Source organism: Bacillus sp. 17RED48 (assembly GCF_019837545.1).
GTDB lineage: Bacteria > Bacillota > Bacilli > Bacillales > Bacillaceae_G > Bacillus_A > Bacillus_A wiedmannii.
Window position 1 is genome coordinate 246,079 of record NZ_JADAXG010000002.1, and the last position, 14,639, is coordinate 260,717.

Here is a 14,639-nt window from a genome sequence, read left to right on the forward strand (position 1 = left end):
ACTATGCCCATCCCTCAAAATTATAAAAAACAAGGAAGAGTTTCGGCAAAATCACTCGTTTTAAATCAATTACAAGATTGGATTATTGAAGGTGTTTTACAGCCTGATGAAAAAATTAATGATGGGGAATTGGCTGAAGCACTAGGAGTAAGCAGAACACCTGTAAGAGAAGCACTTCAAATATTAGAGCTTTCTGGATTAGTGGAAATGGTACCTGGGCAAAAAACAAAAATTGCTCCTATTAAGTTAGACGACATTCCTATCATTTATGAAACGATGGCTGGTCTTCACTCTATTATAGGAAAGCAAGCACTTCAAAAAATTACAGACGCTGATCTGAAACTACTTTCTGAAATAAATGCTGATTTTCAGCGCTCTATAGAGAAGAAAAACGCAAAACAAGCTTTAAAACTAGATATACAATTTCACAATACAATTTCTTCTATTGCTAAAAACCAATATATTGAACCCTTTCTAGAAAATATGCAACTTCATGTTCTACGCCTTGAATATTTATTTTTCCAAAACTTTGTTCCAGCAAGTCAATCTATTGAAGAACATCACTCTATCATTCAAGCATTGCAAAAGCAGGACGAAAAACAAATGGAACAAATGATGTCTCAAAACTGGCTCCGTCCAATGAAAGAAATATCAAAAATAATTTCTACGAAATAATAATAAAGCTGGTTACACAAAATCGTAACCAGCTCACCTTTTACTAATCTATATAGCTATGCCTGAATATCTGCATAATCTTCCATATCTTCGTACTCTTTTTCCAATTCTTCTAAAGACAGCTCGTATAATTGTCGGTCGCGAATTTTAAACACACCTGCTCCAATTAACTCATCAATTAAATGCCTCTTACGATTTTCAACAGCAAAACGGAGTTGACTACTCATCTTTTAAAAAACTCCTTTCCACGATCATTGAAAATGATAATCTTTATCAATTACCACTTTTGATTATAAAAGATGACTCTTTATAAGTAAAGTAATTTCATGAAATATTTACCTTACAAAGTATTTGTGGCCACATTATATATATGTATGCCGTGCGAAAAATGTTATGACACATTTTCTTATCCTTTTTCTTTCATACTTTGCAAGTTGTCTCACTATGATTAAATTCACCATCTATTTCTACTTGAATGGTGACATGTTCTACATGAAACTTCTCCTTTAATACATCCGTAGCCTCTTTTAATACATTTTGCGTTTCATCACCTTTAATAATCAAATGGCAAGTTAATACTTGAAAATCAGATGTGACAGACCATATGTGCAAATCATGAACTTCTTTTACAACCGTAATATTTAATAATGTACTTTTTACCTCTTCAACATTTATGTGTTGGGGTGCACCTTCCATTAATATATGAACGGTATCACGTGTTACACGCCATCCGCTAATAATGACTAAAATAGACACAAGAATACTAGCAATCGCATCAGCAACAGTCCATCCGAAAAATTTAATAAATAGCGCAGCAATAATCGCTCCGACTGATCCTAATAGATCGCCTAATACGTGTAGGAACGCGCTTCTTAAATTCAAATTCCCCTTCACATCTCCGCCTCTCATTAATATCCAAGCTGATAAAATATTAATAAGCAGACCAAGTACAGCAATAATGAGCATCCCATTACTAGCAATCTCAACTGGCTCTTTAAAACGGCGAATTGCTTCAATAAAAATGTATACTGAAATGACAATAAGAACGACACCGTTACATAATGCCGCTAACATTTCGACTCGCTTATACCCATATGTTTTCGCAGTTGTTGCTGTTTTTTCTCCAAGCTTGAATGCAAGTAAACTTAGCGCTAAGGATACTGCATCACTTAGCATATGCCCCGCGTCAGATAATAGTGCTAAGCTATTCGTTACAAATCCCCCAATAACTTCAGCAATCATAAAGCTTGTCGTTAATAAGAAGGCAATTAATAACGCTTTTTTATTTTTTGAATGACCGTGATCATGTGAATGTCCCATACGAATGCTCCTTTAAGTGCAATATCTGTATGTTAGTATGAAACACATTCCCTATCTTTATCCCCCATTAACTGCCCATAAACGCCCGCTTCCTCTATCTACACACTTCGCTATTTTTCAAACAAGTCCTTTTTCTCAACAAAAAATAAGACTACTTCCTTTTCAGCTTCATATTGTTTACTAATGAAAGAATTTCTAAGGAGGTTACTAAAATGAAACGTTTATTTCTCTGTATGGAGCGTGAACTTGTTGTAGTGAAAGAACAATATGGTCACTTTGAAACAGCGTATCACTTACAAAATATGCAACCTACCTGTATTGCTGTTGATCCATTTCAAAAGAACCGTGTATATTGCGGCACATTTGGACGAGGTTTATGGTTAAGTGACGATGGTGGGGATTCATGGAGACCGATTGGAGATTCATATCGTTACTTTGATTTCCCTAAAGAAGATGGTATTTTACATTCTTCGATTACTTCTATAACGATAAGCTCAAATGAGCAAGTTAACGGCTATGGCGTCGTTTATGTCGGCACAGAACCGAGCGCTTTATTCCGTTCTGAAAATGGTGGTGAAACGTGGACTGAACTTAAAAATATGAAATCATTATTATCTTCTTATACGTGGGCTTTTCCGCCTAGACCTTTCACCCATCACGTACGCTGGATTACAGTTGATCCAAACACCCCAAATACAATCCATGTTTCAATTGAAGCTGGTGCTGTTATTCAAAGTAATGATAGAGGGCATACTTGGATTGATAAAAAATTTGGTGCTCCTATCGATGCTCATCAATTGCTTATGCACCCTGACGCTCCAAATCGCCTTTATGCATCATGTGGTGACGGATTTATGGGCGGACCTGATCGTGCATATCTTGAAAGTTATAACAGTGGAAACAGCTGGATCTCATGCAGTGAAGGACTTGAACATCATTATCTATATAGCATGGCTATCGATCCGGCTGATTGTGATACAATCCTCGTTTCTGCCGCACCGAGTGCTGACCTCGCTCATCATCGTATTCCTTATGAATCTTATATTTATCGTAAAACGAAAGATTCTCCTTTCCAGCAAGTGCAGCAAGGTCTACCATCTGCAATTGGTACAGTCATTTCAATGTTTGCAACAAATCCAGCCGAACCACATACGTTTTACACTTTAAATAACAATGGCATCTTTCAATCCAATGATAGCGGCGAATCGTGGGAACAACTAAACATTCCTTGGAAAGATGAGTATAAAACGCAGCATCCGCATGCGTTACTTGTAGCTAGTTCTTAACGAAAAAAGACTGCCTAACGGTTTTAGGCAGTCTCTCTTCTATTTCTTTAAATCAATTACGATATCATCTAGAACAATATCTTTACTCTTCGCTTCTTTTTTCGGCACTTCAATTTTCTTCTCTTTTCCATTCACATACTCCACTCCACCATGATTTTCAGGTGTATGAACTCGCAAGTGCACACGAGGTGTAACGATAAGCTTTGTGGCATTTTCGTTTAACTTTTGGAATGTAGCACTCCAACTACTTTTATGGGGTTCTGCTACTGTACTACTTCCGCCATTTCCTTCACCAGCATAATGATTTCCTAAATCATCTTTTATTTCTAACTCAACATCCGCACTATCCCATATACTTCGTAATGCCTTAGTTTCTTCTTGATTATAAAAAACGATAAAGGACATCGGGGTTACTTCCATTTTGTCTATATTTACTTTTATTAATTCATTTTCAGAAACCCTATTAACCTTTACTTCTTTACTATCCATTGCTTTTAAACTAAGCGCGAAATTCCAGTTCCCCTTTATTGCATTACCTTCATAATCCAACTCAATTGCCTCTATATCCCACCAAACATTTGCAACATCTAACCTTTCACTACCATGACCACTCATCGTAGTCATACCTACATACTTTCCCTCTCCAACTTTTGTAACGTCCGAACTACCTCCTCCGCCATCAAAGCCCATCACTTGCGGACTTCCAAATGGGAACGGTTTCTCTCCTAAATCTTTTTCGCTTTCAATAGAATATGTGATTGTAATTGTTCTACCATCGAACACAGCATCATTAATTGTAACCTTAACCCCATTACTCTCTCTCGTCATATTCAATTCAGTCGAAAATTCTTTATAATTTTCATATAACCCTGTTCTACCATTATCTAAAAATCGGAATATGTCACCTATAATTGGCAATACCCCGGCATATGTAGGAAACCCGATACCAAGCGTTGCAACTGATAAGCCTACTAAAATAGATGCAGCAGCGACACTTTTTTTCCAACTTTTCATCTTTTTCTTCGTACGTATCGATTGTTTTACATTGCGCTTCGCTTTTTCTTTTTCAATTTCAGAAGCCTCAATTTCCTCAAGTTCTTTTTCATCTATATCAATGTCATTTAATAGTTCATAAATGTCTTTCATATTGCACTACCTCCAAAACTAATATTCGTAGCATTTTGTTGTAGTTTCTTTTTTCCACGGTACACACGATTATCGATCGCTGCCCGAGTTAACCCTAACTTATCTCCTATTTCTTCTGTCTTCATACCGAGAAGATATTTCATAATGAACACCTTTTGATCTAACGGTTCTAATTGATTAATAAGCTTCAATAACTCTTCCCTATCTTCCATAACGATTAATTCATCTTCCGCTGACTTTTCCGTACTAATATGAAACTCATCTGAAATAATTTCTACTTTCCTAGTCGCTTTCCGATAATAATCAATCGCCTTAAATTTCGCAATCGCCGCAATCCATTTTTTAAAGTCACTCGGCTCTCCATGAAATTTATTTGCGTTATTCCAAATGGAAAGAAATATATCGTTTACACATTCCTCTATGAGTCCATCATTTTGAACTGGAATAAGAACTTTGTGCGTTATTCCTTTTATGAGTGGTAAGTATGTATCGACAACGAATTCTAGTGCATCTTCTTTTTGCCGTTGTAATCTTTTTATAAAATTTTTCTCATTTGATTTCATGTAGCGATTCCCCTTATTTTTTTGTAAAAGCTTTTACACCCTATATAACGTCTTACAAAATATTTTCTCTCATCTTTTTTTATTTTTTGTATGTTATGGAATACTTTCCCTAAGCCATTGTCTCACATAACTATGTATTACAAGAAAATTTTCTCAAGTCTGCCCTTTAATTCATGTAGTACACTATTTATGTAGTGACTTTTTAACTTGATGTACATTTTATTTCATTAATCTACTATTTTAAATTAGGAGATGAGATGTGTATGTGTGGAATTACAGGTTGGGTCGATTGGAAGGAAGATCTTTCAAAACAACATGTTATTTTAGAAGAGATGGCAAATAGTATTCAGCATCGTGGTCCTGATGCTGAAGGATTTTGGTTTTCACCACGTGCGGCTTTTGCACACCGGCGTTTAATTGTTATTGATCCAGAAGGCGGGACACAGCCGAAGACATTTCGTGCTGGTGATTATACGTATGCTCTTACTTATAATGGAGAAATTTATAATTTCCGTGAACTGAGAGAGCAACTTCGAAAATGTGGTCATGCATTTGAAACGCATTCAGATACAGAAGTGTTACTACATGCTTATTTAGAATGGAAAGAAGATTGCGTACAACATTTAAACGGAATTTTCGCTTTCGCCTTATGGGATGATCAGAAGCAACAGTTGTTTTTAGCACGTGATCATTTAGGCGTAAAGCCACTCTTTTATACTGAAAGAAATGACAGCATTATTTTCGGATCTGAAATTAAAGCATTATTAGCTCATCCATCTGTTCCTGCTGAAATTGATGCAAATGGCATAAGCGAAATATTTGGATTAGGCTTATTTCGAACTCCAGGATATGGCGTCTTTAAACATATTCAAGAAGTGCGTGCTGGACATTCTATAACGTTTACACGTGATAAAAAAGTAGTTAAGAAGTATTGGAATTTAGAAAGTAAAGTTCATACAGACTGTACTGAAGATACATCATCACATATTTTATCTATTTTACAAGATACAGTAAAAAGACAATTAATTGCCGATGTTCCTCTTGTCTGCATGTTATCGGGCGGGTTAGATTCTAGCGGTATTACTGCACTAGCGGGGAAAGAATTTGCCGCTGAAAATAAAACACTTCATACGTATTCCGTTGACTTTGTAAATAGCGCCAAAGATTTCGAGCTGACATTTGCTCGCACTGGTTTAGACGCCCCTTGGGTAAAACGCGTTTCTGAACATGTAGGGACATCGCATCATGACATTATTGTGAATGCTGAAGAATTAGCAAATCACTTATTCGTTCCTCTCCGTGCAAAAGATTTACCGAGTGCTGGCGAAATGGAAACTTCACTATATTTACTATTTTGCGAAATGAAAAAAGATGCAACTGTAGCTTTATCCGGAGAATCTGCTGATGAAGTATTCGGTGGGTACCCTTGGTTTCATCAAGAGGATTTACTATTTGTCGATAAATTTCCTTGGCTAACAAATTGGAAAAACACTTCCCCTCTTCTACTAAATGAAGTAAGTAACCAATGCAAATTAGAAAACTATATTGATACACGATTCCAAGAAGCGATACTTGAAGTACCTACTCTTGAAGGCGAAAATAAAAAATCCGCGAAACAACGTCAAATGTTTTATTTATTTTTAACGAGATTTCTCCCGTTTTTACTTGACCGTAAAGACCGTATGAGTATGGCTGTAGGATTTGAAGTTCGTGTACCGTTTTGCGACTATAGATTAGTTGAATATTTATGGAACGTTCCTTTCAACATAAAAAGCATTGATAATATTGAAAAAGGTATTTTACGTAGAGCACTGCAACCTGCTTTACCTGACGATGTACGCAATAGAAGAAAAAGTGCTTATCCAACTTCACAAGATCCACATTATTTACAAACAATCCGTCATTTATCACTCGACTTGTGCAGTAATAAAAACAATCCTATTTTCTCACTTATTAATCATTCCACATTACTTGCCATTGCCGATGAAAGTAATAAAGAAATTAACAATTTTGAAGCAAGAAGTGCTATGGAATATATGCTACAAGTAAATGAATGGTTGAAAACGTATCATATTCATATTGCTTAACAAAAAGGAGTTCAAGGATAAAAACCTTGAACTCCTTTTATATTAATTAGCACATTGTTTATTTTCAGTATCAATAGACCACCCAATAATTGTGGCACAATCTCTACCTTTCCACTGCAGTACATTTGTTAATACTGGCTCAATCTGTAAGCAACTTCCGTCGTGCAATATTTCTACTAAAGATTGATCATCATCAAATTTTCGTTTATCACACTCTAAAATACCGTCCGTTGCCATGACGATGTGATTCATTCCTTTTTCTAATCCCCTTACACCTGACGTAAAACAAGGTGTATTTGCTGCGAAAATATTTTTCCTACCGATATATTCGTAATTCTTCCGTTTATTTAACCGCCCTTTACTATTCTTCGTTTTCTCAGAATGGAATAAATATGCGAAGCAATCACCAACTGATAGCCAATATAAAAATTCACCTTTTCGTAAACAAATTAAGCATGCAAGTTCCTCATCATCTTGATCACATTTTTCAATAAACAGCTCATCTGTAAATAACGCTAATAAGTACATATGTGTATGATGAAAAGCTAAATGTATTGGGTATGAGAATAGCTCTTTTAGTTTCTCTTTTCTTTCTGAAATCGCTTCTATTATATAATTTATATTTTTTGTTTTGTGGTGTGTATCAAAAATCATAACAAATTCAAATTGTAATTCAGGATCCCACCAAGCAAGCACCGCATCTCCTCTTTCATATGCATCACTTTCTTGATTTCCCCCATATACGCCGACTGAAAGAGGACCACATTTTTCAACATGTATTTCATCTACATACATCTGTTCATGACTCATCCATTTAAATGTATTCACAGCTATCATCCTCTCTCCTGCTAAATGTATACCTTTACACATAGATTACCTTATATTTCAATAAAAATAAACTTTTTCAACATTTTCCATCCAAATAAAAGGATTTTATTTCTATTCTCACGAATATATCTTACTATGCGATATAAAAATAGGGGGATTTATCATTATGAAAGACATCAATCAACATTGGGAAAGTATTTATTATCACTTACGATATGAATATGAAGACAACCTTTCCCACCAAGCCATTCGTATTTTACAAATCGTTTCTCGTGAGAAAGATATAACAATTGGAAAAGTGGCTACCGAGCTTAGTCTCTCTCATAACACAGCGTCTGAACACGTAAAGCGCCTTATTCAAAAAGGATTTATCATGAAAGAAAGAAATAAACAAGATGAAAGGGTCGTAAACCTTACTTTAACGAAAGACGGCATTGAAGTATTAGAAAAGCATACTTTACTAGATAAAGAAAAGATAAAAATATTAGAATCACAGTTATCAAAAGAAGAACAACAATTAATTGAAAAAGCTTTTTCGTTATTAGCGAAGGAGGCAAAATATGCATTTCCTCGTTAAAGTTATCATTTCGGCACTTATTATCGGCGTGATTACTGAAGTCGCTAAACACTATAGTACGATAGGTGGCTTTATTGCTGCCCTTCCTCTCATTAGTTTACTGAGCCTATTTTGGATTTCTTTCGAAGGCGGGAACAAACAAGAATTAAGTCAATTTGCTATAGGCGTATTATACGGATTTCCTGCATCTGCACTACTATTATTTATCGTCTATATTGGTCTAAAAAACTCTTTTTCACTTAGTACATCTGTCCTGTTTGGTATAGGTGTTTGGTGCATTGTTTTTGCTTGTCAAAAATTATTTCAAGCTTAGGTGGGGATTATTATTCATAAAATTGTAGAGGTATTCGGAAAAAATATAGAAGTATATATAAAAGGAAGTAGTAAACAAACGGTAGTTATTCAAACCGGAATGACTTGCTCATTTTATAATTGGCTTCCCATTATAGAAAAGCTTTCACAACACTTTACAGTCATTTCATACCATCGCCCAGGTTATGGAAAAAGTGAACTAGGGAATCATTCACGTACTACATTACAAGCAACGAAAGAACTTCATATGTTACTACAAAAACTGGATATTCACGAGCCAATCATTCTAATCGGTCATTCCTACGGAGGCTTATGTGCACAACATTTTGCTATGTTACATGAAGATAAGTTACAAGCACTTATTTTAGTTGATTCTACTTCTATGAACTTACACCGATTAGATGAACTTCATTTACCAATTTCTGATCAAACTGATTCGGATGATATGTGGCTTCAAAAATATATGACATACTCCAAAATGGATGTAGACATGCTTTATAATGAACTAAAACCTATACTCGTTGATCAATCAAGACAGTACATCGAATTTTCTACCTCTCCTCTATTATATAAAGCGACAGCTTCTGAACTATGTGAGTGGAAAAATTGTGCCCGCTCAATAAAAGAGCTACATAAAACATTAGAAACACCTTTAATCGTTATCGGTAGAGACCCTCAATATTCTATTACTGAGTTGACTGAGGGTGGCATGCCAAAAGAGGAAGCCACACAACTAGAAGCAATGTGGCAAGAACTGATTCATGAACAACTACAACTCTCAATAAATAGTCAATATATACTTGCCGAACATGCTGGTCACGGAATAGAAAATGATCGACCAGATATTATTATTGAAGCAATTCACCCCTTGCAAATAAAAAAAGGAAGCAACTAACGCTGCTTCCTTACTTATCTATTCATAATCTTCTTCATCATCGATTTCTTCATAATACGAATTCCCATTACTTACATATATAGGGCCATTCGCAACGTCAATACGTAATACCCATGCCCACGGCACAGCTAAACGCTTATGTATCGCTCGCCAAAAGCTCATTGATTTTCTTTCGTACTCCTGGAACTCCTGAAGTAACTCTTTGTAGGAGGAACCGTCTAACTGAATATTTGCTTCTAACAAACGAGAATGGGCATAGTACTGCAGCTCTAGTTCAGCAGCAATTTCCATTTCTTCTTCCGTTGCCATACCAATAATTGCTCCATCTGCTGGTACAATTTCAAATACGTTCTGAACTTCAATAAGCCCTTCTTTCTCTTTCTCAAACATGTAAACAGCCTCCTTTAACACAAATTTTTTATGTTACAAAGTCATACTTCTACAATAACTTCTCCCTTTCCTCTTTTTTTGATAAACTTTTACAAATTATTTATCTGATAATCTGTAGACTGTATTCTTTCAGCAGAACTGAAACAATTATTATCAAAAGTTAATTTATACACGTCAGGCATATGAAGGATTTTCCAAAACTGAAAATCATATTTCGAATCAAAATAATTCATTAGTAATACCATAATATTCCCATGAGTACCTATTACAATATTCTTACCTTTATATTTTTTTAATATACTTTGCATACATATTATAGCGCGTCTTTGTGCTACATCATTTGATTCTCCGCCTTCGTATGCATAATTCCAATCTCCCCACACTTTCTCCATAGCATCATCAAAATCCTGTACCGGCTCTGTACTTAATAACATTTCACGTAAATCTTCTTCTATTTGTATCGATATATTATATGTATTCGCGATTCCTTGCACAGTTTGAATTGCTCTTTTGTACGGGCTAGAGATCACAACATCGATATGTTTACCTTTTAACAAGCGTGTTACATTCTCTGCATCGCAATGCCCTTTTTCAGATAACGGCCGTTCCCGTTCTTGTTTTGTATATGTAGAGTGGGCATGGCGAACGAAATATATTGTCGTCATTTTTCAACTTCCTTTCTTATTTTCAATCTATATTCAATGAAACAAATAAGAAATCCTGTATTATAAAAAGAAAAGGACACTTTCTAAAAAGCGTCCTTGTTTACATAATAAAATTATTCCATTATAATTTCCTTCTAAACTCTTCATCTGTTATAGCATCTTGAATAAAATAATCTATATTATTTCTTAGCTTTTGATATGCAACTTGATCTTCTATACCATTAAACATAATTACAACTTCTACCTTATTCCCCTTCTTATCTGTACTATACAAACTTTTTGTCAATACGAATGCGGTAGATCCACCTTTTTGACCAGCAAATTCTAACTTACTATTATCAACTGTTCCTTTGAAAATATTCTCGATTTCTTCTTGCATTGATTTTGGAAAATACTTTCTACTATTTATCTTTTCCATTATACTCATATAATCTTTAGCGTTTGCACCCACTAATCGATCTGACCAAATTCGCTGAAATTCCATATCTACTTTTAATGGGATATCCCGTTTTTTCCATTCTTCTTCATCTTTCATCCATTCATGAATTTGTAACACATGTTTATTATACTCATCCTTTGACATGTTACGTATCATTTCTAATGATTGATTTTCTGGCTCATGAAGCTCTTTTTCTACATACCCTCTCATATATAGTGCAGCAGTATACGAAGAGAATTTGTCATGACTAGTAAGCTCTAATTCTTTTATACTTTCATTTACCCTTTCTATTCCAAGCTTATCTAACAAATATGTTGTATTTGCATTAGAACTATAATGAATCATCCCTTTAGCGACTTCTTCTAAGGCGATTTGTCCATTTTTCACTAATTCTCTCGCTTTGGCATCTTCTAACCAGTCAGGATGCGCTCCACCATCAGTGTTTTTAACGTAATATTTTTCTAACTCCTGCAATGAAATTTGTTCATCACGGCTTATCTTTCCTTCTGACACTTGCTTAGCAAATTCAACTGCTATTACGATTTTTGCCGTACTCGCTAATGGCAATTTTACATTTTCATTTATAGATGTTAATATTTTCCCATTTTTTCTAATTAGTAATGAACATGTTTTATCATCTTTATGTTCTTTTATGTACTTTAATACGTAATCAGGATCTTCTTTTGACAAATAGTACTTCATAATAACAAAGAAAGCTATAACCGCTACTATAATGACTCCTGCAACAATTCCTATAATCTTTAATATGTTCACAATATGCCCCCTCTATAAATCCCCTTCTATATAATATATTATAGCGAATCAAAATACAAAATTATACAAAATAGAGTAACTCTTCCTAAAAAATGAAAGAGTTACTCTATTTCACATGATGTTATTTGTCCATTTAACGTAACAACTATATTTGAGTCGTCACTTTCTTTAACGCTATTTAGTCGATTTGAGTTAGGAGGACCAATTACAACTGACTCCTTAATTGGCGAAAGATCCTTTCCTAATTTTTCTGCACTTACACCATATGCAGCTTGAAATACTTCTGGCGGTGTTAATCTAAGTATGTCTGATCCTTCTGCTGTTTCAAACTGATCGTTATTGAAAAACAAATGTAATTGTACTTCTTCTGTTATCGCTGTAATCCAATGCCACCATCCCATTGGAATAAAGACAGTTTGCCCCGCCTTTATATGATAATTTTGCAATTGATTCGTTTCGGGATTTAAAATGGATGTAACTGCTTCTCCTGATACAACAACATCTAATTCCCACGCATTCGGATGCCAATGCGGTTCCCGCATATGCCCTTTTGTCATAAATAAATCAACAAACGCTCCTCCTATCATCGCTGGTAACTGTGTTGACGTAACTTCATATGCAACGTTTTTATCATCCCTTTTAAAAAAGACATTTTTTCTCGAATCAAAGAAAAGGTTTGGAGTTCCTGAACTTTTCTTTAAATTTTTATTATCTGGAACATAACCTGAACTACTCATTTTATCCCTCTTTTCCACTCCGAACATTTCTACTTTCACACTGTATCCTATGGAAAAAATGTATGAATGTGCCTATCATTCACATAACAAAAAAACATGCCTTCATGATGAGAGCATGTTTTGTGATATTCTTCACATTGTTTAGTTAAAAAATAAACTTTTTACTTGCCATGATGTAACATTAAATCACTAAGTTCTTCTTCAATGTGATTTAATTTCGCAACGCCTTCTTTCCATTTATGAATATAACGTGAAACCCCGACAATAAATAAACCAATAATTGTAGAAAGAATAATACCATATACGATTGTTACAGTACTCATAGTTACACTTCCTTATAATTAGTAATGTTGTTAGTAGTTATATTTTTATTATAAACCTTTTTCTTTTAAAATACTTCGATTTCAACTTTTTTTAACAAAATTGATTTTTCTAATATTTCGTTCGTAAAAATGGCATATTTTTCACAAATTATACAAAACTTCACCATATGTACTATTACCATATGAGTTATATTGTTAAATAGGATAAAGTGAAATTTTAATCAGTATGGGGGATCTATCCCACACTGATTATTAGCCCGCACCAACCGGGCTTTTACGGACCGTTACTGTGGGATAAAGGGGATGATATACTATGACGACTTGGTTTATTGTAATGTTAATTGTATTTGGGGCATTTAAAATTATCGTTTCTAGCCTTCCCAACTCTGTTATTGAATCCATTATTAGCAAGTACGAGACACATCCACAACTTGAAGAAGAGAATGTGACTGTTACAATTAATGGAAACAACTTAGAAGGCGAACAAAAATCCAAAATTATTCATGATTTTAACGAAGGTTTATTTTTAGATCGCTATTACGCACCACCACACAATGAGGGCACGCCTTTAATTATCAATGAAAAACGTGGTAAAAAAGATTTTATCTTTTACATTTATAGTCATGAAGAGCATGTTGATGTTGTAAAGCAACATAAAAAGAAGGTAGTTGCTTATAGTTTACGCTCTAAAAACCTTCAAAATAATGATATGTTCGTGTCAGCTGATTTAGCTTAATACTCATATATTAGAAAAAGGAATCCATATATACGGATTCCTTTTTACTATTCACTGAAAAATAAGCTCTGTCTTCAAACTATCTTTCGGTAACAACCATCCTTTTTGTTCTAATCTCTTCATTAATAATTCTCTTTGTTTTGTTGCAATACTTTCCTCATTTGTTTTAAACGACACTTCTATTACGAAATCATCTTCTATTTTCCCTGTATTACTTAGTGGCCAAACTTCAATATTCGTTTTTATATTTTCAAACTCCCCTGTATACCTTTTCATTAATACAGGACCGTAAATACGAGAGTTCTTGAGCATTTCTTCTCCCCAATTCGTATACGACCATTTGTTCATTTTCCCTGGCAACTTTTCTATTAACATGTTTTGAGCGGCTAGTTCGTTCGGTAAATCAAGTACTCCATACCCTTTAGCACTGTAGGTTTTCTTATTTGAAATACTTAACGTTTTCTTCTCAAATCCCCAATCTATTTCCGCCTCATAGTTATCGGTTTTACTATCAAATCCATCCTTTTTAGCCACTTCTAGTGCATCTTGAATTACACCATTTTGAATAGGATATCTTTTTTTATATGTTAGCTCAAAATCTTTACTAAATTCTTTCTTTCGAATTCTCGCAAACCACCCTTCATTATTTAAATTTTTATTTGCTGTATCTAAAAATTGCACTTGTATTCTTTCATAATTTGTACCAGCCTGAAAATGTTCTAATATCTCTTGGTTCATTTCTTTGTTGTAACCTAATACTTGTTCTGGCTTTAATAATAACTTCACTTCAAAACTAGGTGTCATTGGACTGGCAGCAAACCCTTCCTTAACGTTATAAAGGAAACAACAAAATAAAATGCTTACGAATACAAATACTTTTTTCATA

At 34.4% G+C, this 14,639-nt stretch carries 19 protein-coding genes; 7 read left to right on the forward strand and 12 right to left on the reverse strand.

Annotated features, from left to right (window positions below):
• The first annotated feature begins 3 nt into the window (after nt 1-3).
• Nucleotides 4-675 carry a GntR family transcriptional regulator gene (locus ILT06_RS07860; protein WP_064476500.1) on the forward strand — a complete coding sequence of 224 codons (672 nt, stop codon included), beginning with the start codon at nt 4-6 and terminating at the stop codon, nt 673-675.
• Between the two features lie 56 nt (nt 676-731).
• Here the strand turns inward: ILT06_RS07860 and fbpA are convergent, their stop codons facing one another.
• Both fbpA and ILT06_RS07870 read right to left on the reverse strand, forming a co-directional pair.
• The gene (gene fbpA, locus ILT06_RS07865; protein WP_000098301.1) at nt 732-902 is read right to left on the reverse strand and encodes a Fur-regulated basic protein FbpA; all 171 of its coding nucleotides are present in this window, start codon (nt 900-902) and stop codon (nt 732-734) included.
• Between the two features lie 193 nt (nt 903-1,095).
• Nucleotides 1,096-1,995 (reverse strand): cation diffusion facilitator family transporter, encoded by a 900-nt coding sequence (locus ILT06_RS07870; protein WP_064476501.1) that lies wholly within the window; start codon nt 1,993-1,995, stop codon nt 1,096-1,098.
• A gap of 212 nt (nt 1,996-2,207) precedes the next feature.
• On the opposite strand from ILT06_RS07870, the gene ILT06_RS07875 reads away from it, so the two are divergent.
• Nucleotides 2,208-3,281, forward strand: a complete 1,074-nt coding sequence (locus ILT06_RS07875; protein WP_064476502.1) for a WD40/YVTN/BNR-like repeat-containing protein — start codon at nt 2,208-2,210, stop codon at nt 3,279-3,281.
• Between the two features lie 39 nt (nt 3,282-3,320).
• Here ILT06_RS07875 and ILT06_RS07880 read toward each other — a convergent pair whose 3' ends face one another.
• Together ILT06_RS07880 and ILT06_RS07885 are read right to left on the reverse strand one after the other, a co-directional pair.
• A complete protein-coding gene (locus ILT06_RS07880) occupies nt 3,321-4,427 on the reverse strand; it encodes a DUF4179 domain-containing protein (protein ID WP_098103324.1) in 1,107 nt (368 codons plus the stop codon).
• Nucleotides 4,424-4,990, reverse strand: a complete 567-nt coding sequence (locus tag ILT06_RS07885) for a sigma-70 family RNA polymerase sigma factor (protein ID WP_098103325.1) — start codon at nt 4,988-4,990, stop codon at nt 4,424-4,426. The genes ILT06_RS07880 and ILT06_RS07885 overlap by 4 nt, the downstream gene beginning before the upstream one ends.
• 263 nt (nt 4,991-5,253) lie before the next feature.
• Here ILT06_RS07885 and asnB point away from each other — a divergent pair, with 263 nt between their 5' ends.
• Entirely contained in the window at nt 5,254-7,077 is a 1,824-nt protein-coding gene (gene asnB, locus ILT06_RS07890) for an asparagine synthase (glutamine-hydrolyzing) (protein ID WP_098103326.1), read from the forward strand.
• Nucleotides 7,078-7,119: 42 nt separating this feature from the next.
• Here asnB and ILT06_RS07895 read toward each other — a convergent pair whose 3' ends face one another.
• Nucleotides 7,120-7,947, reverse strand: coding sequence for a PP2C family serine/threonine-protein phosphatase (locus ILT06_RS07895; protein WP_064476506.1), 828 nt, complete (start codon nt 7,945-7,947; stop codon nt 7,120-7,122).
• A gap of 124 nt (nt 7,948-8,071) precedes the next feature.
• Between ILT06_RS07895 and ILT06_RS07900 the strand changes: the two genes are divergently transcribed.
• The 3 genes from ILT06_RS07900 to ILT06_RS07910 are packed head-to-tail and all read left to right on the forward strand — an operon-like array spanning nt 8,072 to nt 9,689.
• Nucleotides 8,072-8,482 (forward strand): MarR family winged helix-turn-helix transcriptional regulator, encoded by a 411-nt coding sequence (locus ILT06_RS07900; protein WP_098103328.1) that lies wholly within the window; start codon nt 8,072-8,074, stop codon nt 8,480-8,482.
• Nucleotides 8,466-8,795, forward strand: a complete 330-nt coding sequence (locus tag ILT06_RS07905; RefSeq protein WP_098103329.1) for a DUF3147 family protein — start codon at nt 8,466-8,468, stop codon at nt 8,793-8,795. The genes ILT06_RS07900 and ILT06_RS07905 overlap by 17 nt, the downstream gene beginning before the upstream one ends.
• A 57-nt stretch (nt 8,796-8,852) precedes the next feature.
• Entirely contained in the window at nt 8,853-9,689 is an 837-nt protein-coding gene (locus ILT06_RS07910) for an alpha/beta fold hydrolase (RefSeq protein WP_308010582.1), read from the forward strand.
• A gap of 18 nt (nt 9,690-9,707) precedes the next feature.
• Here ILT06_RS07910 and ILT06_RS07915 read toward each other — a convergent pair whose 3' ends face one another.
• The 6 genes from ILT06_RS07915 to ILT06_RS07940 all read right to left on the reverse strand — a co-directional run bounded on the left by ILT06_RS07915 (nt 9,708) and on the right by ILT06_RS07940 (nt 13,199).
• Nucleotides 9,708-10,079 (reverse strand): hypothetical protein, encoded by a 372-nt coding sequence (locus ILT06_RS07915; protein WP_046959012.1) that lies wholly within the window; start codon nt 10,077-10,079, stop codon nt 9,708-9,710.
• Between the two features lie 89 nt (nt 10,080-10,168).
• Nucleotides 10,169-10,744, reverse strand: coding sequence for a histidine phosphatase family protein (locus ILT06_RS07920; protein ID WP_222655002.1), 576 nt, complete (start codon nt 10,742-10,744; stop codon nt 10,169-10,171).
• Nucleotides 10,745-10,865: 121 nt separating this feature from the next.
• On the reverse strand, nt 10,866-11,957 hold the full coding sequence (locus ILT06_RS07925) for a serine hydrolase (RefSeq protein ID WP_098103331.1): 1,092 nt from the start codon (nt 11,955-11,957) through the stop codon (nt 10,866-10,868).
• A 101-nt stretch (nt 11,958-12,058) separates the two neighbouring features.
• Nucleotides 12,059-12,694 carry a cupin domain-containing protein gene (locus ILT06_RS07930; protein ID WP_064476512.1) on the reverse strand — a complete coding sequence of 212 codons (636 nt, stop codon included), beginning with the start codon at nt 12,692-12,694 and terminating at the stop codon, nt 12,059-12,061.
• A 161-nt stretch (nt 12,695-12,855) separates the two neighbouring features.
• Nucleotides 12,856-13,017 carry a hypothetical protein gene (locus ILT06_RS07935; protein ID WP_061680580.1) on the reverse strand — a complete coding sequence of 54 codons (162 nt, stop codon included), beginning with the start codon at nt 13,015-13,017 and terminating at the stop codon, nt 12,856-12,858.
• A 65-nt stretch (nt 13,018-13,082) separates the two neighbouring features.
• A complete protein-coding gene (locus tag ILT06_RS07940; protein WP_222655003.1) occupies nt 13,083-13,199 on the reverse strand; it encodes a multidrug transporter MatE in 117 nt (38 codons plus the stop codon).
• Nucleotides 13,200-13,330: 131 nt separating this feature from the next.
• Here ILT06_RS07940 and ILT06_RS07945 point away from each other — a divergent pair, with 131 nt between their 5' ends.
• Complete coding sequence (locus tag ILT06_RS07945) at nt 13,331-13,753, forward strand: YfmQ family protein (RefSeq protein WP_064476513.1); 423 nt, start codon at nt 13,331-13,333, stop codon at nt 13,751-13,753.
• Nucleotides 13,754-13,804: 51 nt separating this feature from the next.
• Here the strand turns inward: ILT06_RS07945 and ILT06_RS07950 are convergent, their stop codons facing one another.
• Entirely contained in the window at nt 13,805-14,638 is an 834-nt protein-coding gene (locus tag ILT06_RS07950; protein WP_222655004.1) for a hypothetical protein, read from the reverse strand.
• Nucleotide 14,639 lies beyond the last annotated feature (1 nt).